Source organism: Meiothermus sp. CFH 77666 (genome assembly GCF_017497985.1).
GTDB lineage: Bacteria > Deinococcota > Deinococci > Deinococcales > Thermaceae > Meiothermus.
Genome location: NZ_JAGDFV010000015.1, coordinates 19,347 through 33,340, shown reverse-complemented (window position 1 = coordinate 33,340; position 13,994 = coordinate 19,347). Strand labels below are relative to the sequence as shown.

Sequence of the window (13,994 nt, the reverse complement as noted above, 5' to 3'; positions counted from 1 at the left end):
GCGCAGCATCGGCAATCGAGTAAGCGTAGATGCGCGGGCGAGTCTCGGGCTTGGGCGCGAGGATGGCTTCGATGGGACGGGTCATGGCACCATGAGGTTAGTACGTCTCGACAGTCCAAGGGTTGACGACCTCAAGACCGGGGATGTGCTCGAAGTCGGCGGTGTTGCGTGTGGCCAGATGCATCTTGTACTTTAGTGCAATCGCCGCGATCTGGGCATCCTCCACACTGATGGGTCGGCCTACCTTGAGACGGGTGGAGACGATACGCGCGTAGTGGCGAGCCGCTCCCTCATCAAATGGCAGGCATCGGCCGGCGAAATCTTCCTCGAACATCGCTCGAGCCGCCTTGCGCAGGGCCTCCTGCCGTTTGCTCTCGGGCATCAGGGCAAGCCCCAGCTCGATCTCGGCGCGGCTGATGGCGTTGGTGTAAACCTTTGCGGCTGGCTGTTCGTCCAGCCAGGCTACAACCCTGGCCGACGGCTGCGGACGCATGAACTCGGAGAGTACGTTGGTATCTAGCAGGATCATGCCAGTTAATCCCATCGTGGCGGCTTACGTGGTGCATGGCGGTCGGGAAGCTTGAACTCTTCACTGGCCGACTCTGCGAATCGGCTGAGCAGGTGTTGCCCCAGCTTTGCGGGAGCAGTTGAACCCAATGCCTCCTTCAGGATGCGTCTGGCTTCTTCCTCCATCGACAGGCCGTGTATCGCGGCCCGAAGGCGCAGCCTCTGTTTGGTGAGCTCATCGAGATTGCGAATGGTCAGGCTTGCCATGAGCACCCTCCTTGCTCGGGTATTGATGAAATCATTGTATGCAGTGATTGCGTTGCTGTCAAATCGCTTGTGATCCTGGCCTAGCTTGGAGAGCCAGCTCGAGTACGTGCTGGTACGCCCCCCGCAGAACCCACCGAGCGGCTCGTGGCGGAGAACTGGGCTACCTGAGCGGCCAGAGCGCCGCCAGGAGCCCCAGCGCCGCACCCCCGCCAATCACCCAGACCACGTTCACCCCCCGGTATATCAGCCAGGTGGCGGCGGCCATCAGCGCAAACCAGCCCAGCCCATCCACCCCCAGCTGGATCAGCACCAGCACCATGCTGGCGCTAAGGCCCATGCTGATGGGCACCAGGGCCTTGCGCAGGGCGCGGCTCCAGCGGGCCCGGGCCATCCAGGCCCAGCCCTTCACCAGCCACATGGCCCCCACCGCACTGGGCAGAAACATGCCCAGCAGGGCGGCCAGCGCCCCCGGCATACCGGCAGCACTCAGGCCATAAAACAGCACCGCCAGCATGTTGGGCCCCGGCACAAACTGCCCCAGGGCAAAGCCGTCGGCGAACTGCTGGCCGGTTACCCAGCCGTTGGAGATGATGACCCGCGCCATCTCCGGCAGGTTGGCCATGCCCCCGCCAAAGCTCAGCACCCCAAAGCGCAAGAAGGCCAGGAAGACCTCGAGCACCTCAGCCACGGGGCTCCACCTCCGAGCCCGGCCAGGCTTCGGCGGCCTCCTGCCAGTAGAGGGCCATGCCCACCGGCACAAACAAGAGCAGCACCAACAGCAACGGCCAGTGCAGCAGGCCATAGGTGACAAAAACCCCCAGCGCCAGCCCAACGGCTTTGAGGGCGTCCAGCGCAATGGGAGCCTGGCGCAGCATGGTGGCCAGAATCAGCCCGATGGCCGCCGCTGCCACCCCATTCAGCGCACTCTCGGCCAGCGAGCCCGGCACCGCGCCAAAGCGGAAATAGGCGAAGCTCAAGAAGAGCATCAGCAGGGCCCCAGGGGTCAGCACGCCCAGAAGGGCCAGCACCCCCCCGGCCACGCCCCCCAGGCGCATCCCCAGGTGGGCCGCCGTGTTGGCAAACACCGGCCCCGGCAGAATACGGCAGAGCGCGGTGGTCTCCAGAAACTCCCGCTCGGCCATCCAGCCCCGCCGAAGCACCAGGGCCTGGTAAAGCTGGGCATTGCCGCCCCCGCCAAACGCCACCAAACCCACCTCCACAAACGCATAAAACAGCTTGGCCAGCGGTACTTTCACGGTTGGATGATACACTTTGGCGGTGCACTACGTGGTGGGGGACATTCACGGCTGTCTGCAAACCCTGATCCGGTTGTTGCAGCGCGAGGGGTTTTTGGGAGAAGCCCTCGAGTGGACGGGCGGGCAGGCCCAGCTCTGGTTCCTGGGCGACTATACCGACCGGGGCCCCAATGGCATCGGCGTGATTGAGCTCTTGATGCGCCTCGAGGGCGAGGCTGCCGCTGCCGGGGGGGGCGTACATGCCCTTTTGGGCAACCACGACCTGATGCTGCTGGCCGCACACCACTTTACCCAGGTCGAAATTCCCAGCTTCAAGCGCCAGGGGCAGCGCATTACTTTTTACGAAATCTGGCAGCGGGTGGGCGGCAAAGAGCCCGACTTCGAGCGCCTGAACGAGACCCATATCGAATGGCTGCGCCAGCGCCCGGCCCTGGCCCTGGTGGGGGGCACCCTTCTGATGCACGCCGATAGTCTGTTTTACCTGGAGTACGGCGACAACCTGGAGCAAATCAATCGCAGCCTGGGCGATATTTTGCGCTCGGACAGGGTCGAGGCGTGGGACACGCTGGCCGAGCAGTTTGCCAGCCGGTTCTCGTTCCTGAACGGAGGCATTGCCCTGACCGAAGAATTCCTGGGGCAACTCGGCGCAAGCCGCCTGATCCACGGCCACACGCCCATCTACAGCCTGATTGGCTATGCCCCCCAGATGGTGCTCTACCCGCTCGAGTACAACGATGGCCTGTGTTTTAACGTAGACCACTGCCTGTGGAACGGGGGGCCGGGCTTTGTGTTTGGGCTCGAGGAAAGCAGGTAGGCAGGTCTACGTGCAGCTGTAGAGCGTCTATGGGCCATAATGGGAGCACATGTTGCCCTACCTTCAACTTTCGGGTTCTCCTTACGATCAAGGCCTGAAACAAGGCGCTGCCCTGGCAGACCGGATTGCCCACAACCTGGAGGTCTACTTCCACCGTTTCGAGGTTGAGTGCAAACTTTCTCCGAACCAAGCCCGCGAACGGGGTGCGCGGTACCTCGAGGCCATCCGGCAACAAAGCCCGGCCTATGCAGAGGGCATCGAAGGCATTGCGGCGGGGTCTGGCCAGCCCCTGGTGGATATCGCCACCCTCAACGTGCGCTACGAGATTGTTTATCACCAGTTTGGCCACGAGGCCCCCAACGGCTGTACGGCGTTTGCCCTGCTGCCCGGCCACAGCAAAGATGGCAACCTGTGGATGGGCCAGAACTGGGACTGGATGGAAGGGGTGCAGGGGGCGCTGCAACACATCACCGAGCCCGACGGTACACGGGTGCTGGCCTTTACCGAGGCGGGCATCTTTGGTGGCAAGATTGGCCTCAACTCCCACGGGCTGGGGCTGTGCATCAACGGCCTGGTCTCGGTGGGTGACAACTGGGCCGGGCTGGGCAAGCCTTTTCACCTGCGAACCTATCAGGCCCTGCGGCAAAAAACGCTGGAAGAGGCCAAAGCTGCTATTCTCGAAAGCCCCCGCACGGCTTCGGGCAACTTTCTGATCGGGCAGGGAGCGCAGGCAGTGGATATCGAGGTTTCGCCCAGCGCGGTTGCCCTCTGGGAGGACGAACGCCAGCTGGTGCACGCCAACCACTACCTGGCCCCCGAACGCTTTGGCATCGAGGTGCCGCCCATCGAGTGGCTCGACCGCTCGCACCACCGGGCCCTCCGCCTGAGCCTGCGGCTCGGCGAAGTGGAAAAGCCGGGCCTGGACGACCTGAAAGCGGCCCTCTCCGACCGGGATGGTGCACCTTATGCGGTCTGCCGCACCGCCAGCCCGGAAGAGTACGCGCTGGGCGAGCCCTATCGCACGGTGGCCTCGGTCATCATGAATCTGGGTACCCTGGAGCTGTGGGTTTCCGACGGCCCGCCGCACGAGAACCCCTACGTGCGCTATAAGGTTTAGAGCCCCCAGGCTACACTGGTAGCATGGCCCAGGTTCACATTGCTCAGGGCGACATTACCGAGTTCGTGGGCGACGCCATCGTGAATGCCGCCAACAATCACCTGATCCTGGGCGCCGGGGTCGCAGGGGCCATCCGGCGCAAAGGCGGCCCCAGTATCCAGGAAGAGTGCAACCGACACGGCCCCATACGGGTTGGCGAGGCCGCCCTGACCGGGGCCGGGCAGTTGCCGGTGCGCTATGTGATTCATGCGGCGGCCATGGGCGATGAGCCCGCCAGCCTGGAAACCGTTCGCCAGGCAACCCAGGCGGCCCTGCGCCTGGCACTGGAAAAAAACCTGCACAGGGTAGCCTTTCCACTGCTTGGAACCGGCGTGGCCGGACTCCCCGTCCAGGAGGTGGCCGAGGTCATGCTGGCCGAGTTGCTCGCAGCCCCCAACTCACTGGAAGTGACCCTGTATGGTTTCACCGAGTCCGATGTGCAGACTCTAAGGCAGGTTCTCGAGCACTTCAAAATACCCTAGTGGCCCGTGCGGGCAGGCTCGAGCTCCTTTGCAACTTCCCCGACCCTCACCCCGGCTCACGCGGAAGCTTTGGCCTCCGGGGTGGTGTGAAAAAGCCGCACGGTATTGGTCACTGCGGTCAGATACAGCAAGGCCCCCACAAAAAAGGGCAGGCCCACCAGCCAGGGCGCAATCTCCGGCCTGGCGACCAACGAGAACAGGAAGCCCCCCAACAACCCCCCCGCCGCCACCGTGAGGCTCTGTGCGCCGGCCAGCGCACCCTGCAAAGTTCCCTGCTCCTTGGGCGAGACCTCGCGGGTCAGGAAGGATTGAATAAGGGGCTGGCCCAGGTTGCTTAAAGCTGCCAGGGCAATGATGGCGTACATCATCCAGCCCTGGGTGGCCAGGCCGTACAGGGTGAAGGAAAAAATGCCCATGCTCTGCGCCAGGATGAGCGCTCGGCGCTCCCCCAGCCGGGCCACAATGGGCTTGACCAGCCCGGCCTGCACGATCACCCCTCCCAGTCCCACCAGAAACAGCGAAAAGCCCACCTCTAAAGGCTTCCAGGCAAACTTGTAGGCCGTGTACAGCACCCACACGCTTTGCAAGGCCCCAAAAGCCAGAAAGATCAGCGAGAGGCTGAAGGCCAGGCCGCGCAGGATGGGGGTCTGGCCCAGAATCGAGAGGGCCGTGAAGGGATTGAGCGATCTGGCTTGGTGGCTGCGGTTTTCCGGTTTGAGCGATTCGGGCAGTACAAAGTAACCATACAGAAAGTTGAGAAAGGCCAGTCCGGCGGCAAAGTAGAAGGGCAGGCGCAGGTCAATGTTGCCCAGCACCCCGCCCACCACCGGCCCCAGCACAAAGCCCATCCCGAACGTGGCCCCAATCAGGCCAAAGTTGCGGGCCCGCTCTTCAGGCCTGGAGATGTCGGCAATGTAGGCGTTGGCAGTGGAGAGGCTGGCGCCCAGGGCCCCGGCGATGACTCGAGCCAAAAACAGCACCCAGATAGACTGCGTCAGGGCCGCAATCAGATAATCGATGCCGGTGCCCACCAGCGAGGCCAGCAACACCGGACGCCGCCCGTAGCGGTCGGAAAGCATGCCCAGAATGGGGCCAAAGGCAAACTGCATCACCGCATACACCGCAAAAAAGAGACCGTTGAGCCGCGCCCCGGCCTCCACACTGCCCGCCAGGGTCTCGATCAGCTTGGGCAGCACCGGTATAACCAGCCCCAGTCCCATCACGTTGATAAGCACCGAAATCAGGATGAACGATATGGAGGCGGTTCGAGCAGAAGGCATAACCGTGCCATTATGACACCTTCGCATTCGACCAATAGGAAGCGGGTACATTCTTCGCCTGAATCGGAGAAGCCGCACGTGCAGGTTCGGTTTGAGTGAATAGGGCCTTGCCATCGGCCATGGACTATCGGCTATCAGCTATCGACAGAGTAAGCTAAAAGCGTGCACCTGGAGAGCCTCGAGGACACCCGCACCCTTGCCCGACAACTCGTTCAGAGCTTGCCGGAGGGAACCCTGGTATTGCTGACGGGGCCGATGGGCGTCGGCAAGACTACCCTGGTGAAATTCATGGCCGAGGCCCTGGGATTCAAAGGCGAGGTGACCAGCCCCACCTATACCCTGATTCACGAGTACCCCACCCCCCAGGGCCTGGTGGTACATATTGATGCCTACCGCATGGCCGACCAGGAGGAGCTCTACAACCTGGGCCTCGAGGACTACCTGCCCGAGGCCCGCCTGGTGCTAATTGAGTGGGGCAGGCCCGAGGTGTTTCCCGATAGCCTGGAAGTTCATCTCGAGTCCACCGAACAAGGGCGCCGCGTCAAGTTGATTCCCCACGGCCATGCGCCAGCGGTAGTTTTTGGATAGCCCCGGAATCTAAAGTGCACGCCAAAACTTCACATAGCCCAAAGACGGCCGCTCCTGTCAGGTGTTTTGCTGTGGAAGCACAGGAAAAGAGTGGTTGCAATGATACAACGCTGGCAGAGTTTCTGGCCCCCCATTGGCGAATCCACCGACACAGACAGGTGTTTCTGAGAATCTCAATATTTTGAATCATCCGGCTTCAAAAAAGCCTTGCCCTGGACAGAGCGGTGGCCACCAGGAGGGGCAGCCACGTCTGTGAAGAGCGCTGTAGCATAGTCTGCATGAATGTGCGCAAAGCCCGCGTCACCTGTCCCCTGGACTGCCCCGATGCCTGCTCGTTGATTGCCACCATTGACGAGGCCCGCAATGCCCTCCTCCAAATTGAGGGCGACCCCCAGCACCCCATTACCCAGGGCTTTGCCTGCGTCAAGACCTACCGCTACCCTGAGCGCCAGCACCACCCTTTGCGGCCCCTGTACCCTTTGAAGCGGGTGGGCCGGAAGGGCGAAGGCCGGTTCGAGCGGGTGAGCTGGGAGGCGGCCCTGGACGATATTGCCACCCGGCTGAAAGACACCCTGAAGCAGCATGGGGCAGAGGCCGTGCTGCCCTATCACTACGCGGGCACCATGGGCCTGATGCAGTACGAGCACCCACTCACCTTCTTCCGCGCCCTGGGGGCCAGCGAACTCGAGACCACCATCTGCGCCACTGCTGGACGGGCCGCCTGGGAGAATACCTATGGCTACCGCTTCGGCACCGATCCTGAGGAGGTGCCCCAGGCCCGCTTTATTCTGCTGTGGGGCATCAACAGCCTGCACACCCACACCCACCTCACCCCCTTCCTAAAAGAAGCCCGGCACAACGGGGCCCGCATCGTGCACATTGACCCCTATGAAAACCTCACCAGCCGCTTTGCCGACGAGCACATCAAGATTCGCCCCGGAACCGATGCGGCGCTGGCCTACGGGATGGCCCGGGTGATCGTGAAAGCCGGGCTGCACGACGCGGCATACATCGCCCGCGTGACCACCGGCTTCGAGGCCTTCATGCAAGTAGCCGAGGCCTGGACACCGGAGCGGGTGGAGGCGGTCACCGGCGTACCGGCGGCTACGGTGGAGCGGCTGGCCCTCGAGTTCGCCCAGGCCAGGGCCGGCTTCATCCGCACCAGCTACGGCCTGACCCGGCATCCGGGCGGAGGCTCGGCTCTGCGGGCGGTCATTCTCCTGCCCGCCCTCACCGGGGCCTGGCAGTACCCAGGCGGCGGGGCCCTTCTGAGTACCAGTGGGGCCTTCGCCCTCAACCGAGAATTTCTGGGCGGCCAGCAGCTCCTAGCCCGGCGCCCCACCTCACCCCGCCGGGTCAACATGACTCAGATCGGCACGGCCCTCACTGCCCTGGAACCGCCCATCCGAACCCTGTTTGTCTTCAACTCCAACCCGGCGGTGATTGCCCCCCGCTCCGACCTGGTGCAGAAGGGCTTGCTGCGCGAGGATCTTTTTACGGTGGTGCTCGAGCAGGCCCTCACCGAGACCACCCGCTACGCCGATTATGTGCTGCCCGCCACCACCTTCCTGGAGCACCCCGACCTCTACACCGCCTACGGCCACTACTACCTCTCCTGGAACGAGGCCCTCCTGCCCCCCCAGGGCGAGGCCCGTCCCAACACCTGGGTCTTCGCCGAGCTGGGGCGAAGGCTGGGCCTGGACGAACCCACCCTCTACTGGGACGCCGAGACCCTGGCCCGTTCGCTCCTGGACTCCGAACATCCCTGGCTGGAGGGCATCACGCTGGAACGCCTGAAAGCCGAAGGCTTCGTGCGGCTGAACATCCCCAAAGACTACCGGCCTTTCACGGAAAAGGCGGGCACCCCTTCGGGCAAGGTGCAGTTCGACCCCCCACCCCAGGTCATCCTGACCGAGCCCACAAGGGACTTCCCCCTGATCCTGATGACCCCCCCGGCCAAGCACTTCCTGAACAGCACCTACGGCCACATAGAGCGCCTGGTGCGGGCCGAGGGAGGCGAGCCCCATCTGCTGGTGCACCCCGAGGATGCGGCGGCTTTCGGGGTACAGGATGGAGCCCTGGTGCGGGTGCGCTCCCAGCACGGCTCGGTGATCCGGCGGGTGCGGGTGAGCGAGGCCCCCATTCAGGGCACGGTGGTGCTGGAAGGCACCTGGTGGGAACAGTCGGCCCCCGACGGCAAGGGCATCAACTGGCTCACCGGCGAACACCTCACCGACATGGGCCAAGGCTCCACCTTCCACAGCAACCCGGTGCGCCTGGAAGCGCTGGATTAAACAGCGACACCAACCAGGCCCCAGACCTCTTTTTCCCGCATCGCCCAGGCCGGGTACTCCTCCTTTTGCAGGAAGTGCCGGGCGTACAGGGCTGCGAGCCTGTCATGGCGCTCGCTGCCGAGGTCGTACAGGAGGGCCACCGTGGCGGCATCGGCCAAGGTACGCAGGGCGTCCTTGGCCTGCCACTGGGCTTCCTCCGGGGAGAGGTTTTGCAGGCGAGCCAGGGTGCCTTGCAGGGCGGAATGGGCCAGACGGGCTTCCTCGCTGCCGATGGCCTCGAGCCTGGGCAGAAACTCCTCCGCAAAGGGCTCTGCGGCCCCCTTGCGGAAGAGCACTTCGAGGGTGTCCAGGGCCTGCACGTTGGCCGGGCCCTCCCAGATGGGGGTAATCAGGGCCTCGCGGGCCAGCCGGGCGATGGCGAAGTCCTCCACGAAGCCCACCCCACCGAAGAGTTCCATACCGAGCTGGGTGCAGTAGGTGCCGTGCTCGGCGGTGCGGGCCTTGGCCAGGTGGGCCAGCAGGCGGGCGTAGTGGTAGCGAGGGCTGTAAGGGGGGGTCTCCGTCCAAGCCTCTTCCCAGGCCGCCACCGCACGGAAGGTGAGGGCCAGGCCGCCCGCAATCCGCACCGAGAGGTCGGTCAGGTCGCGCCGGATCAGGGGGTGCTCTTCCAGCTTCTTGCCGAAGGCCGTGCGGTGCTGGGCGCGCAAGAGGGCCTCGAGCTGGGCTTTGCGGGCCAGGCCCAGTGCGCCTACCGCGTTGGCCAGCCGCGAGAGGGTGAGGGTTTCCAGGATGTAGTAAATGCCCTCCTCGGCTTTTCCGATGAGGTGGGCCTCGGTGTGGTCAAAGTCCACCTCGCCCGAGGGCACCGCGCGGGTGGCCAGCTTGTCCTTGAGCCGCCGCACCCGGTAGTTGAGCTCCCCTTGGCGGTTCAAGCGGGGCACCAAAAACAAGGCCACGCCCTTGGGGCCCGGCGGGGCCCCCTGGGGCCGGGCCGAGACAATCGCGTAGTCGGTAAGGCCCGCGCCACTGGAGAAGTACTTGTCGCCGTAAAGCCGCCAGACCGCCCCGTCGGGTACGGCCCGAACCCTGTTGGCCCCCAGATCCGAGCCCCCCTGTACCTCGGTCATCCAGGTAGCGCCAAAGGCTTGCCCGTTCAAGAGATCTTCTTTCCAAGCGGCAAACTGGGGAGCGTACTTGTGAATGGCGTAGACGGTGGCATTGGTGATGGTCTGGATGCAGTAGAGGCCGGGGTCGGCCAGCAGGAAGCCCTGGGCAAAGTGCTGGTGCCAGCTTCCCCCCTGGTAGGGGGCACGGTTGATGGCGGCCAGTTGGCGGTTCAGGCTTTCCTGAGCCGGCGAAAGCCGCACCCGGTCTATGCGGTTGCCATTTAGGTCGTGCATCACCAAGACCGGGCGGGCCTCCTTGTCCACGTGGTCGGCCACGCGGTAGGCCTCGCCCCCGGCCAGGGCACCGAAGCGCTGAAGCTCCGTCTCGTGGGCCCGCCAGCCTTTCCAGAAGCGGCTCAGGACGTGGGGCAGGTCGGGCTCGAGCGTCCAGTGATTTTTACCATAGGCGTAGGACTGGTGTTCCATAGGGAGACTCCACCCAAAGAGTAGCTCGAGAATTCCCGTCTTTCACTCTGGCTCAACCTCGAGGGCAACCAGGAACCTCGAGACCATGTTGTAAGCCGCAATCACCCCCACCAGCTCCACCACCTGCCGAGGGTCAGGCCACATGGCCTTCACCAGGGCAAAGGTTTCGTCGTCCACCCGCACGTTCCGGGTCATCTCAAACGTGAGCCGGAGCGTAGCCCTTTCCTGTGGGTCAAAGAGCGTGTCGTCTTCGGTGGCTTGCTCCCAGTTGCGCAGGGCCGCCAGCTGGGCTGGGGTACCCCCCGCTTGCAGGAATAACGGCGCATGGTGCTGAAATTCGTATTCGGCCCCGTTCAATACGGCCACCCCACAAATGGCCAGCTCGCGCAGCTTGGACGAGAGGCCAAGCTCGCTTCGCACCGCCCCCAAGAAGCTGTTCCACCCCATTGCCAGGGGCGGGCTGTGCAGGAGCATCCGATCCAGGTTGAGGAGTCGGCCCCCGCGACGCTGCCGGATTGCCTCCACAGCGGAACGGGGTTCATCGAGGTCGGGGGGTTGGTAGGGAATGCGGGCCATCCGGAGTAGCATAGAGCCTATGCGCGTGATTGACCTCCGCTCCGACACCGTAACCAAACCTACTCCCGCCATGCGCAAGGCCATGGCCGAGGCCGAGGTGGGCGACGATGTGTACGCCGAAGACCCCACCGTAAACCGCCTGGAGGCCCTGGCCGCTGAGATGCTGGGCCTCGAGGCCGCCCTCTTCATGCCCAGCGGCACCATGACCAACCAGGTAGCCCTGATGCTGCACCTGAAGCGCGGCCAGGAGGTGATTGCTCCCAAAGGCGCGCACATTTATGAATACGAGCCGGGTTCACTCGCGGTGCTCGCGGGCGGAACCATCCGGATTGTGGAAGCCCCTTACGGCGTACCCGACCCCGAGGCGGTGCGGGCCGCCATCCATACCTCGATCCACCAGGCCCCCACCGGCCTTATCTCCCTGGAGAACACCCACAACACCGCCGGGGGTACGGTGGTGCCCCTGGAGGCCCAGCGGGCCATCCAGCAGGTCGCCCAGGAAGCCCTCCTGCCCATCCATCTCGATGGAGCGCGTTTTTTCAATGCCGTCACCGCCCTGCATACCACCCCAATCGAGTTGGCCCGGGGCTTCCGTACGGTCTCGATCTGTTTGTCCAAAGGATTGGGGGCCCCAGTGGGCTCCCTGCTTCTGATGCCCAGGGAACTCCGTGCCGAAGCCTGGCGCTACCGCAAGATGCTGGGGGGTGGGATGCGGCAGGCCGGGGTGCTGGCGGCAGCGGGCCTCATCGCCCTGACCGAGGGCCCAAAGCACCTCGCCCGGGATCACCAGATGGCCCGCGCCCTGGCCGAAGGGCTGCTACGCCTGCACCTGGAGGTGGACATGCAAGCGGTGCAGACCAATATGGTGTATGCCCGGGTTCCGCAAGCCCCCGACTTTGCCCTTCGCCTACGCGAACTGGGGGTACTGATTAATCCGATGGCCGCCAACCGGGTGCGCTTCGTCACCCACCGCGACCTGCACGACGAGGACATCCCGCTAGCCCTCGAGCGCATCGAGCAGGCCCTGCAAATCGCCTAGCACTGCAGCTCATAGCAAATCCGTATAAACCCCTTGCCTTCTCTTGCGGGAGAAGGTGGCGATACCCCGCCGACAGTGTAAAATAATGGCGTCGCAAACGTTATTAACCGCGCCTGGGGTGTCGCCGGATGCGGGGATTCGGGAACGATTTTCAAAATAACGATCCAGGCAGGGTTGGTACTACTCCGTCCACTCCTCTACCGACTTGTACTGCACCAAAGCGGCGTACATGGTCTGTGCACCGCTGGTCGAGGTGGAAAACTTGATATCCACAATCAGCGCATCCTGAGGCAGGCTCTCCACAAAGCGGTTGAGCCGATCCTGGAACATATCCGGGTCGGCAGCGGCAATGAGTTTTAAACGCATCCCTTGCATGGCTCAAGCCTAGCGCAGAATGCCGAGCGGGGTTGTGCAATTTAGCGACCACCCGCCAGGAGCTCGGTGGGCAGGTCGCCGATGACGCCGTCCACACCCCACGCCAGAAGCTCGCGCACGGCGGCGGCTTGGTTGACCGTCCAGGTGGCCACAAACAGGCCCCGGGCCTTGAGGGCAGCCACCCGGGCCTCGTTCAGGAGGCCAAAATGAGGGTGCACGCCCAGCACCGGCAAACAGGGCACCAGTTCTTCCATCTCGGGCTCGGCATACAGCAAAGCCAGCGGAACACCTACCTTTAGCCGGTGCAGGCGAATCAGGGCCAGGGGATCGAAGCTGCTGATCCAGGCCCGTTCTCGCTCTGGCCAGGCCTGCAGGGCCTGGGCCAGCGCGACCTCGCGGCCATCCGAGGGGCCCGGCAGGCTCTTGAGCTCGAGGTTGAGCCGAGCCTGGGGAAACTGCTCGGCCAGCTCCAAAACCTGCTCCAGGCGGGGCATCCAGGGTGCCTGCTGCTGCAAAGCCGACCAGTCCGCTTCGGCGATGGGCTGCCCATCCAGCTCGAAATCGTGGTAAACCGCCAGAACGCCATCGCGGGTGCGGTGCAGGTCGAGCTCGAGGCCATCCAGACCCGCTTCCAGGGCCAGCCGGAAGGACTCGAGGGTGTTTTCTCTGGCCTGGCGGGGAGCGCCGCGGTGACCAAGAAGGAGAGGGCTGGAAAATGTCATTGGGTTACTCCTTGCTGTGCGGGGTTTTTCATCTCTTTTGAAAAACTTTCATGTCTGGGAGCCACGGTTATACTGCCCTTCGCCTGATTTTACGTGATGGATGCAAGCGGACTGTCCTCTGTATGTTGTAAACTGATAATTATGGGCAAATATGAAGCTCGCCTTTCAGAACTAACCCAGGCCGACATTATTGCTCGGCTAGAAGGCCCTGGAGGTCTTCTCGCACTGACCAGCCGAGAACTGTTTTACCTGGACGACCGCTCCCAGCAAAGCGCGCGGCTTTCTCACATCAAGCGTATTGGCGTCAACAAACAGACCGGCAATGTGGATGTGGTAGGCGAACAGGGCACCATGATGGAAATTGCCCCGATTGCCTTCCAGAAAGACGAGTTGAAACTCTTTCTGGAGTCGCTCAAAGGCCACGTACTCAAAGCCAAATCTGAGCCCACCCAGGTGATTGAGCGCCCCAAAACCGTCGAGCAAGCCCCAGCAGCGCCGACCGCTCCACCCCCCCAATCTGAAGAACCGGTTGCCGCTCCCAGCGCACCGATTGCCCAGCCCCCCAACCCCACCCCGCTGGACACGCCCCCTGCAGAGCCAGAACCTGCTCCTCCAGCCCAGATCCACATCGCCGAACCCCCCAAAACCCTACCGGACGAACCCAGCGACTCCATCTGGGGATATGACGGCTCCCCCAAACCCACCGCCGCGCCTGCTGTGGCCGAACCCATGCCCACCCCCGTTCCCACAGCTCCGGCGTCCAGAGGGGATGTCACCGTTCCACCAGCCCCCAGCGCCCCGGTTCGAAGCCTGAGCTCCACCCAGCGGATTATCTCGGCCTTGCTTAAGGTATCCGCGCTCATCACGGCGGTGGTCACGGTGGGGTATTTGGTGGTGAATATGGGCACCACCAGTGATATCTGGGTTCCGCTGGGCGTGATTGCTATTGGGCTGTCGCTCTCGCTGATTCAGTGGCGCTTGTCCGAGCCTTACTGATTTGGACGAAAAATAGGCTCTCCACATACCAGACCCCTGACGTTTTTTTC

Annotated in this window: 16 protein-coding genes; 7 read left to right on the top strand and 9 right to left on the bottom strand. The window is 63.5% G+C overall.

Annotation, left to right across the window (positions count from 1 at the left end; all coding sequences use genetic code 11):
- Positions 1 to 97: 97 nt before the first annotated feature.
- The 4 genes from J3L12_RS09230 to J3L12_RS09215 form a co-directional block, all read right to left on the bottom strand.
- A complete protein-coding gene (locus J3L12_RS09230) occupies positions 98 to 529 on the bottom strand; it encodes a type II toxin-antitoxin system VapC family toxin (RefSeq protein WP_208014767.1) in 432 nt (143 codons plus the stop codon).
- Between the two features lie 5 nt (positions 530 to 534).
- Positions 535 to 774: a hypothetical protein gene (locus tag J3L12_RS09225; RefSeq protein ID WP_208014766.1), complete on the bottom strand. Its 240-nt coding sequence runs from the start codon at positions 772 to 774 to the stop codon at positions 535 to 537.
- 160 nt (positions 775 to 934) lie between these two features.
- Positions 935 to 1,462 (bottom strand): chromate transporter, encoded by a 528-nt coding sequence (locus J3L12_RS09220; RefSeq protein ID WP_208014765.1) that lies wholly within the window; start codon positions 1,460 to 1,462, stop codon positions 935 to 937.
- A complete protein-coding gene (locus J3L12_RS09215) occupies positions 1,455 to 2,030 on the bottom strand; it encodes a chromate transporter (RefSeq protein WP_208014764.1) in 576 nt (191 codons plus the stop codon). The genes J3L12_RS09220 and J3L12_RS09215 overlap by 8 nt, the downstream gene beginning before the upstream one ends.
- Before the next feature lie 22 nt (positions 2,031 to 2,052).
- Between J3L12_RS09215 and J3L12_RS09210 the strand changes: the two genes are divergently transcribed.
- The 3 genes from J3L12_RS09210 to J3L12_RS09200 are packed head-to-tail and all read left to right on the top strand — an operon-like array spanning position 2,053 to position 4,482.
- The gene (locus J3L12_RS09210) at positions 2,053 to 2,844 is read left to right on the top strand and encodes a metallophosphoesterase family protein (protein ID WP_208014808.1); all 792 of its coding nucleotides are present in this window, start codon (positions 2,053 to 2,055) and stop codon (positions 2,842 to 2,844) included.
- Positions 2,845 to 2,893: 49 nt separating this feature from the next.
- Positions 2,894 to 3,961: a C45 family peptidase gene (locus J3L12_RS09205; protein WP_208014763.1), complete on the top strand. Its 1,068-nt coding sequence runs from the start codon at positions 2,894 to 2,896 to the stop codon at positions 3,959 to 3,961.
- 23 nt (positions 3,962 to 3,984) lie between these two features.
- A complete protein-coding gene (locus J3L12_RS09200; RefSeq protein ID WP_208014762.1) occupies positions 3,985 to 4,482 on the top strand; it encodes a macro domain-containing protein in 498 nt (165 codons plus the stop codon).
- Positions 4,483 to 4,538: 56 nt separating this feature from the next.
- Here the strand turns inward: J3L12_RS09200 and J3L12_RS09195 are convergent, their stop codons facing one another.
- Positions 4,539 to 5,762: a TCR/Tet family MFS transporter gene (locus J3L12_RS09195; protein WP_208014761.1), complete on the bottom strand. Its 1,224-nt coding sequence runs from the start codon at positions 5,760 to 5,762 to the stop codon at positions 4,539 to 4,541.
- Positions 5,763 to 5,924: 162 nt separating this feature from the next.
- Here J3L12_RS09195 and tsaE point away from each other — a divergent pair, with 162 nt between their 5' ends.
- Positions 5,925 to 6,350, top strand: coding sequence for a tRNA (adenosine(37)-N6)-threonylcarbamoyltransferase complex ATPase subunit type 1 TsaE (tsaE, locus tag J3L12_RS09190; RefSeq protein ID WP_208014760.1), 426 nt, complete (start codon positions 5,925 to 5,927; stop codon positions 6,348 to 6,350).
- 278 nt (positions 6,351 to 6,628) lie between these two features.
- Positions 6,629 to 8,644 carry a molybdopterin oxidoreductase family protein gene (locus J3L12_RS09185; protein WP_208014759.1) on the top strand — a complete coding sequence of 672 codons (2,016 nt, stop codon included), beginning with the start codon at positions 6,629 to 6,631 and terminating at the stop codon, positions 8,642 to 8,644.
- Here J3L12_RS09185 and J3L12_RS09180 read toward each other — a convergent pair.
- Together J3L12_RS09180 and J3L12_RS09175 are read right to left on the bottom strand one after the other, a co-directional pair.
- Entirely contained in the window at positions 8,641 to 10,236 is a 1,596-nt protein-coding gene (locus tag J3L12_RS09180) for an acyl-CoA dehydrogenase family protein (protein ID WP_208014758.1), read from the bottom strand. The two genes, J3L12_RS09185 and J3L12_RS09180, sit on opposite strands and share 4 nt — an antisense overlap.
- 42 nt (positions 10,237 to 10,278) lie before the next feature.
- Positions 10,279 to 10,812 (bottom strand): carboxymuconolactone decarboxylase family protein, encoded by a 534-nt coding sequence (locus J3L12_RS09175; RefSeq protein WP_208014757.1) that lies wholly within the window; start codon positions 10,810 to 10,812, stop codon positions 10,279 to 10,281.
- Between the two features lie 19 nt (positions 10,813 to 10,831).
- On the opposite strand from J3L12_RS09175, the gene J3L12_RS09170 reads away from it, so the two are divergent.
- Positions 10,832 to 11,851: a GntG family PLP-dependent aldolase gene (locus J3L12_RS09170; RefSeq protein ID WP_208014756.1), complete on the top strand. Its 1,020-nt coding sequence runs from the start codon at positions 10,832 to 10,834 to the stop codon at positions 11,849 to 11,851.
- 180 nt (positions 11,852 to 12,031) lie between these two features.
- Here the strand turns inward: J3L12_RS09170 and J3L12_RS09165 are convergent, their stop codons facing one another.
- Complete coding sequence (locus J3L12_RS09165) at positions 12,032 to 12,226, bottom strand: hypothetical protein (protein ID WP_208014755.1); 195 nt, start codon at positions 12,224 to 12,226, stop codon at positions 12,032 to 12,034.
- A gap of 41 nt (positions 12,227 to 12,267) precedes the next feature.
- The gene (locus J3L12_RS09160) at positions 12,268 to 12,948 is read right to left on the bottom strand and encodes a glycerophosphodiester phosphodiesterase (protein ID WP_208014754.1); all 681 of its coding nucleotides are present in this window, start codon (positions 12,946 to 12,948) and stop codon (positions 12,268 to 12,270) included.
- Positions 12,949 to 13,089: 141 nt separating this feature from the next.
- On the opposite strand from J3L12_RS09160, the gene J3L12_RS09155 reads away from it, so the two are divergent.
- A complete protein-coding gene (locus tag J3L12_RS09155; protein ID WP_208014753.1) occupies positions 13,090 to 13,944 on the top strand; it encodes a hypothetical protein in 855 nt (284 codons plus the stop codon).
- Positions 13,945 to 13,994 lie beyond the last annotated feature (50 nt).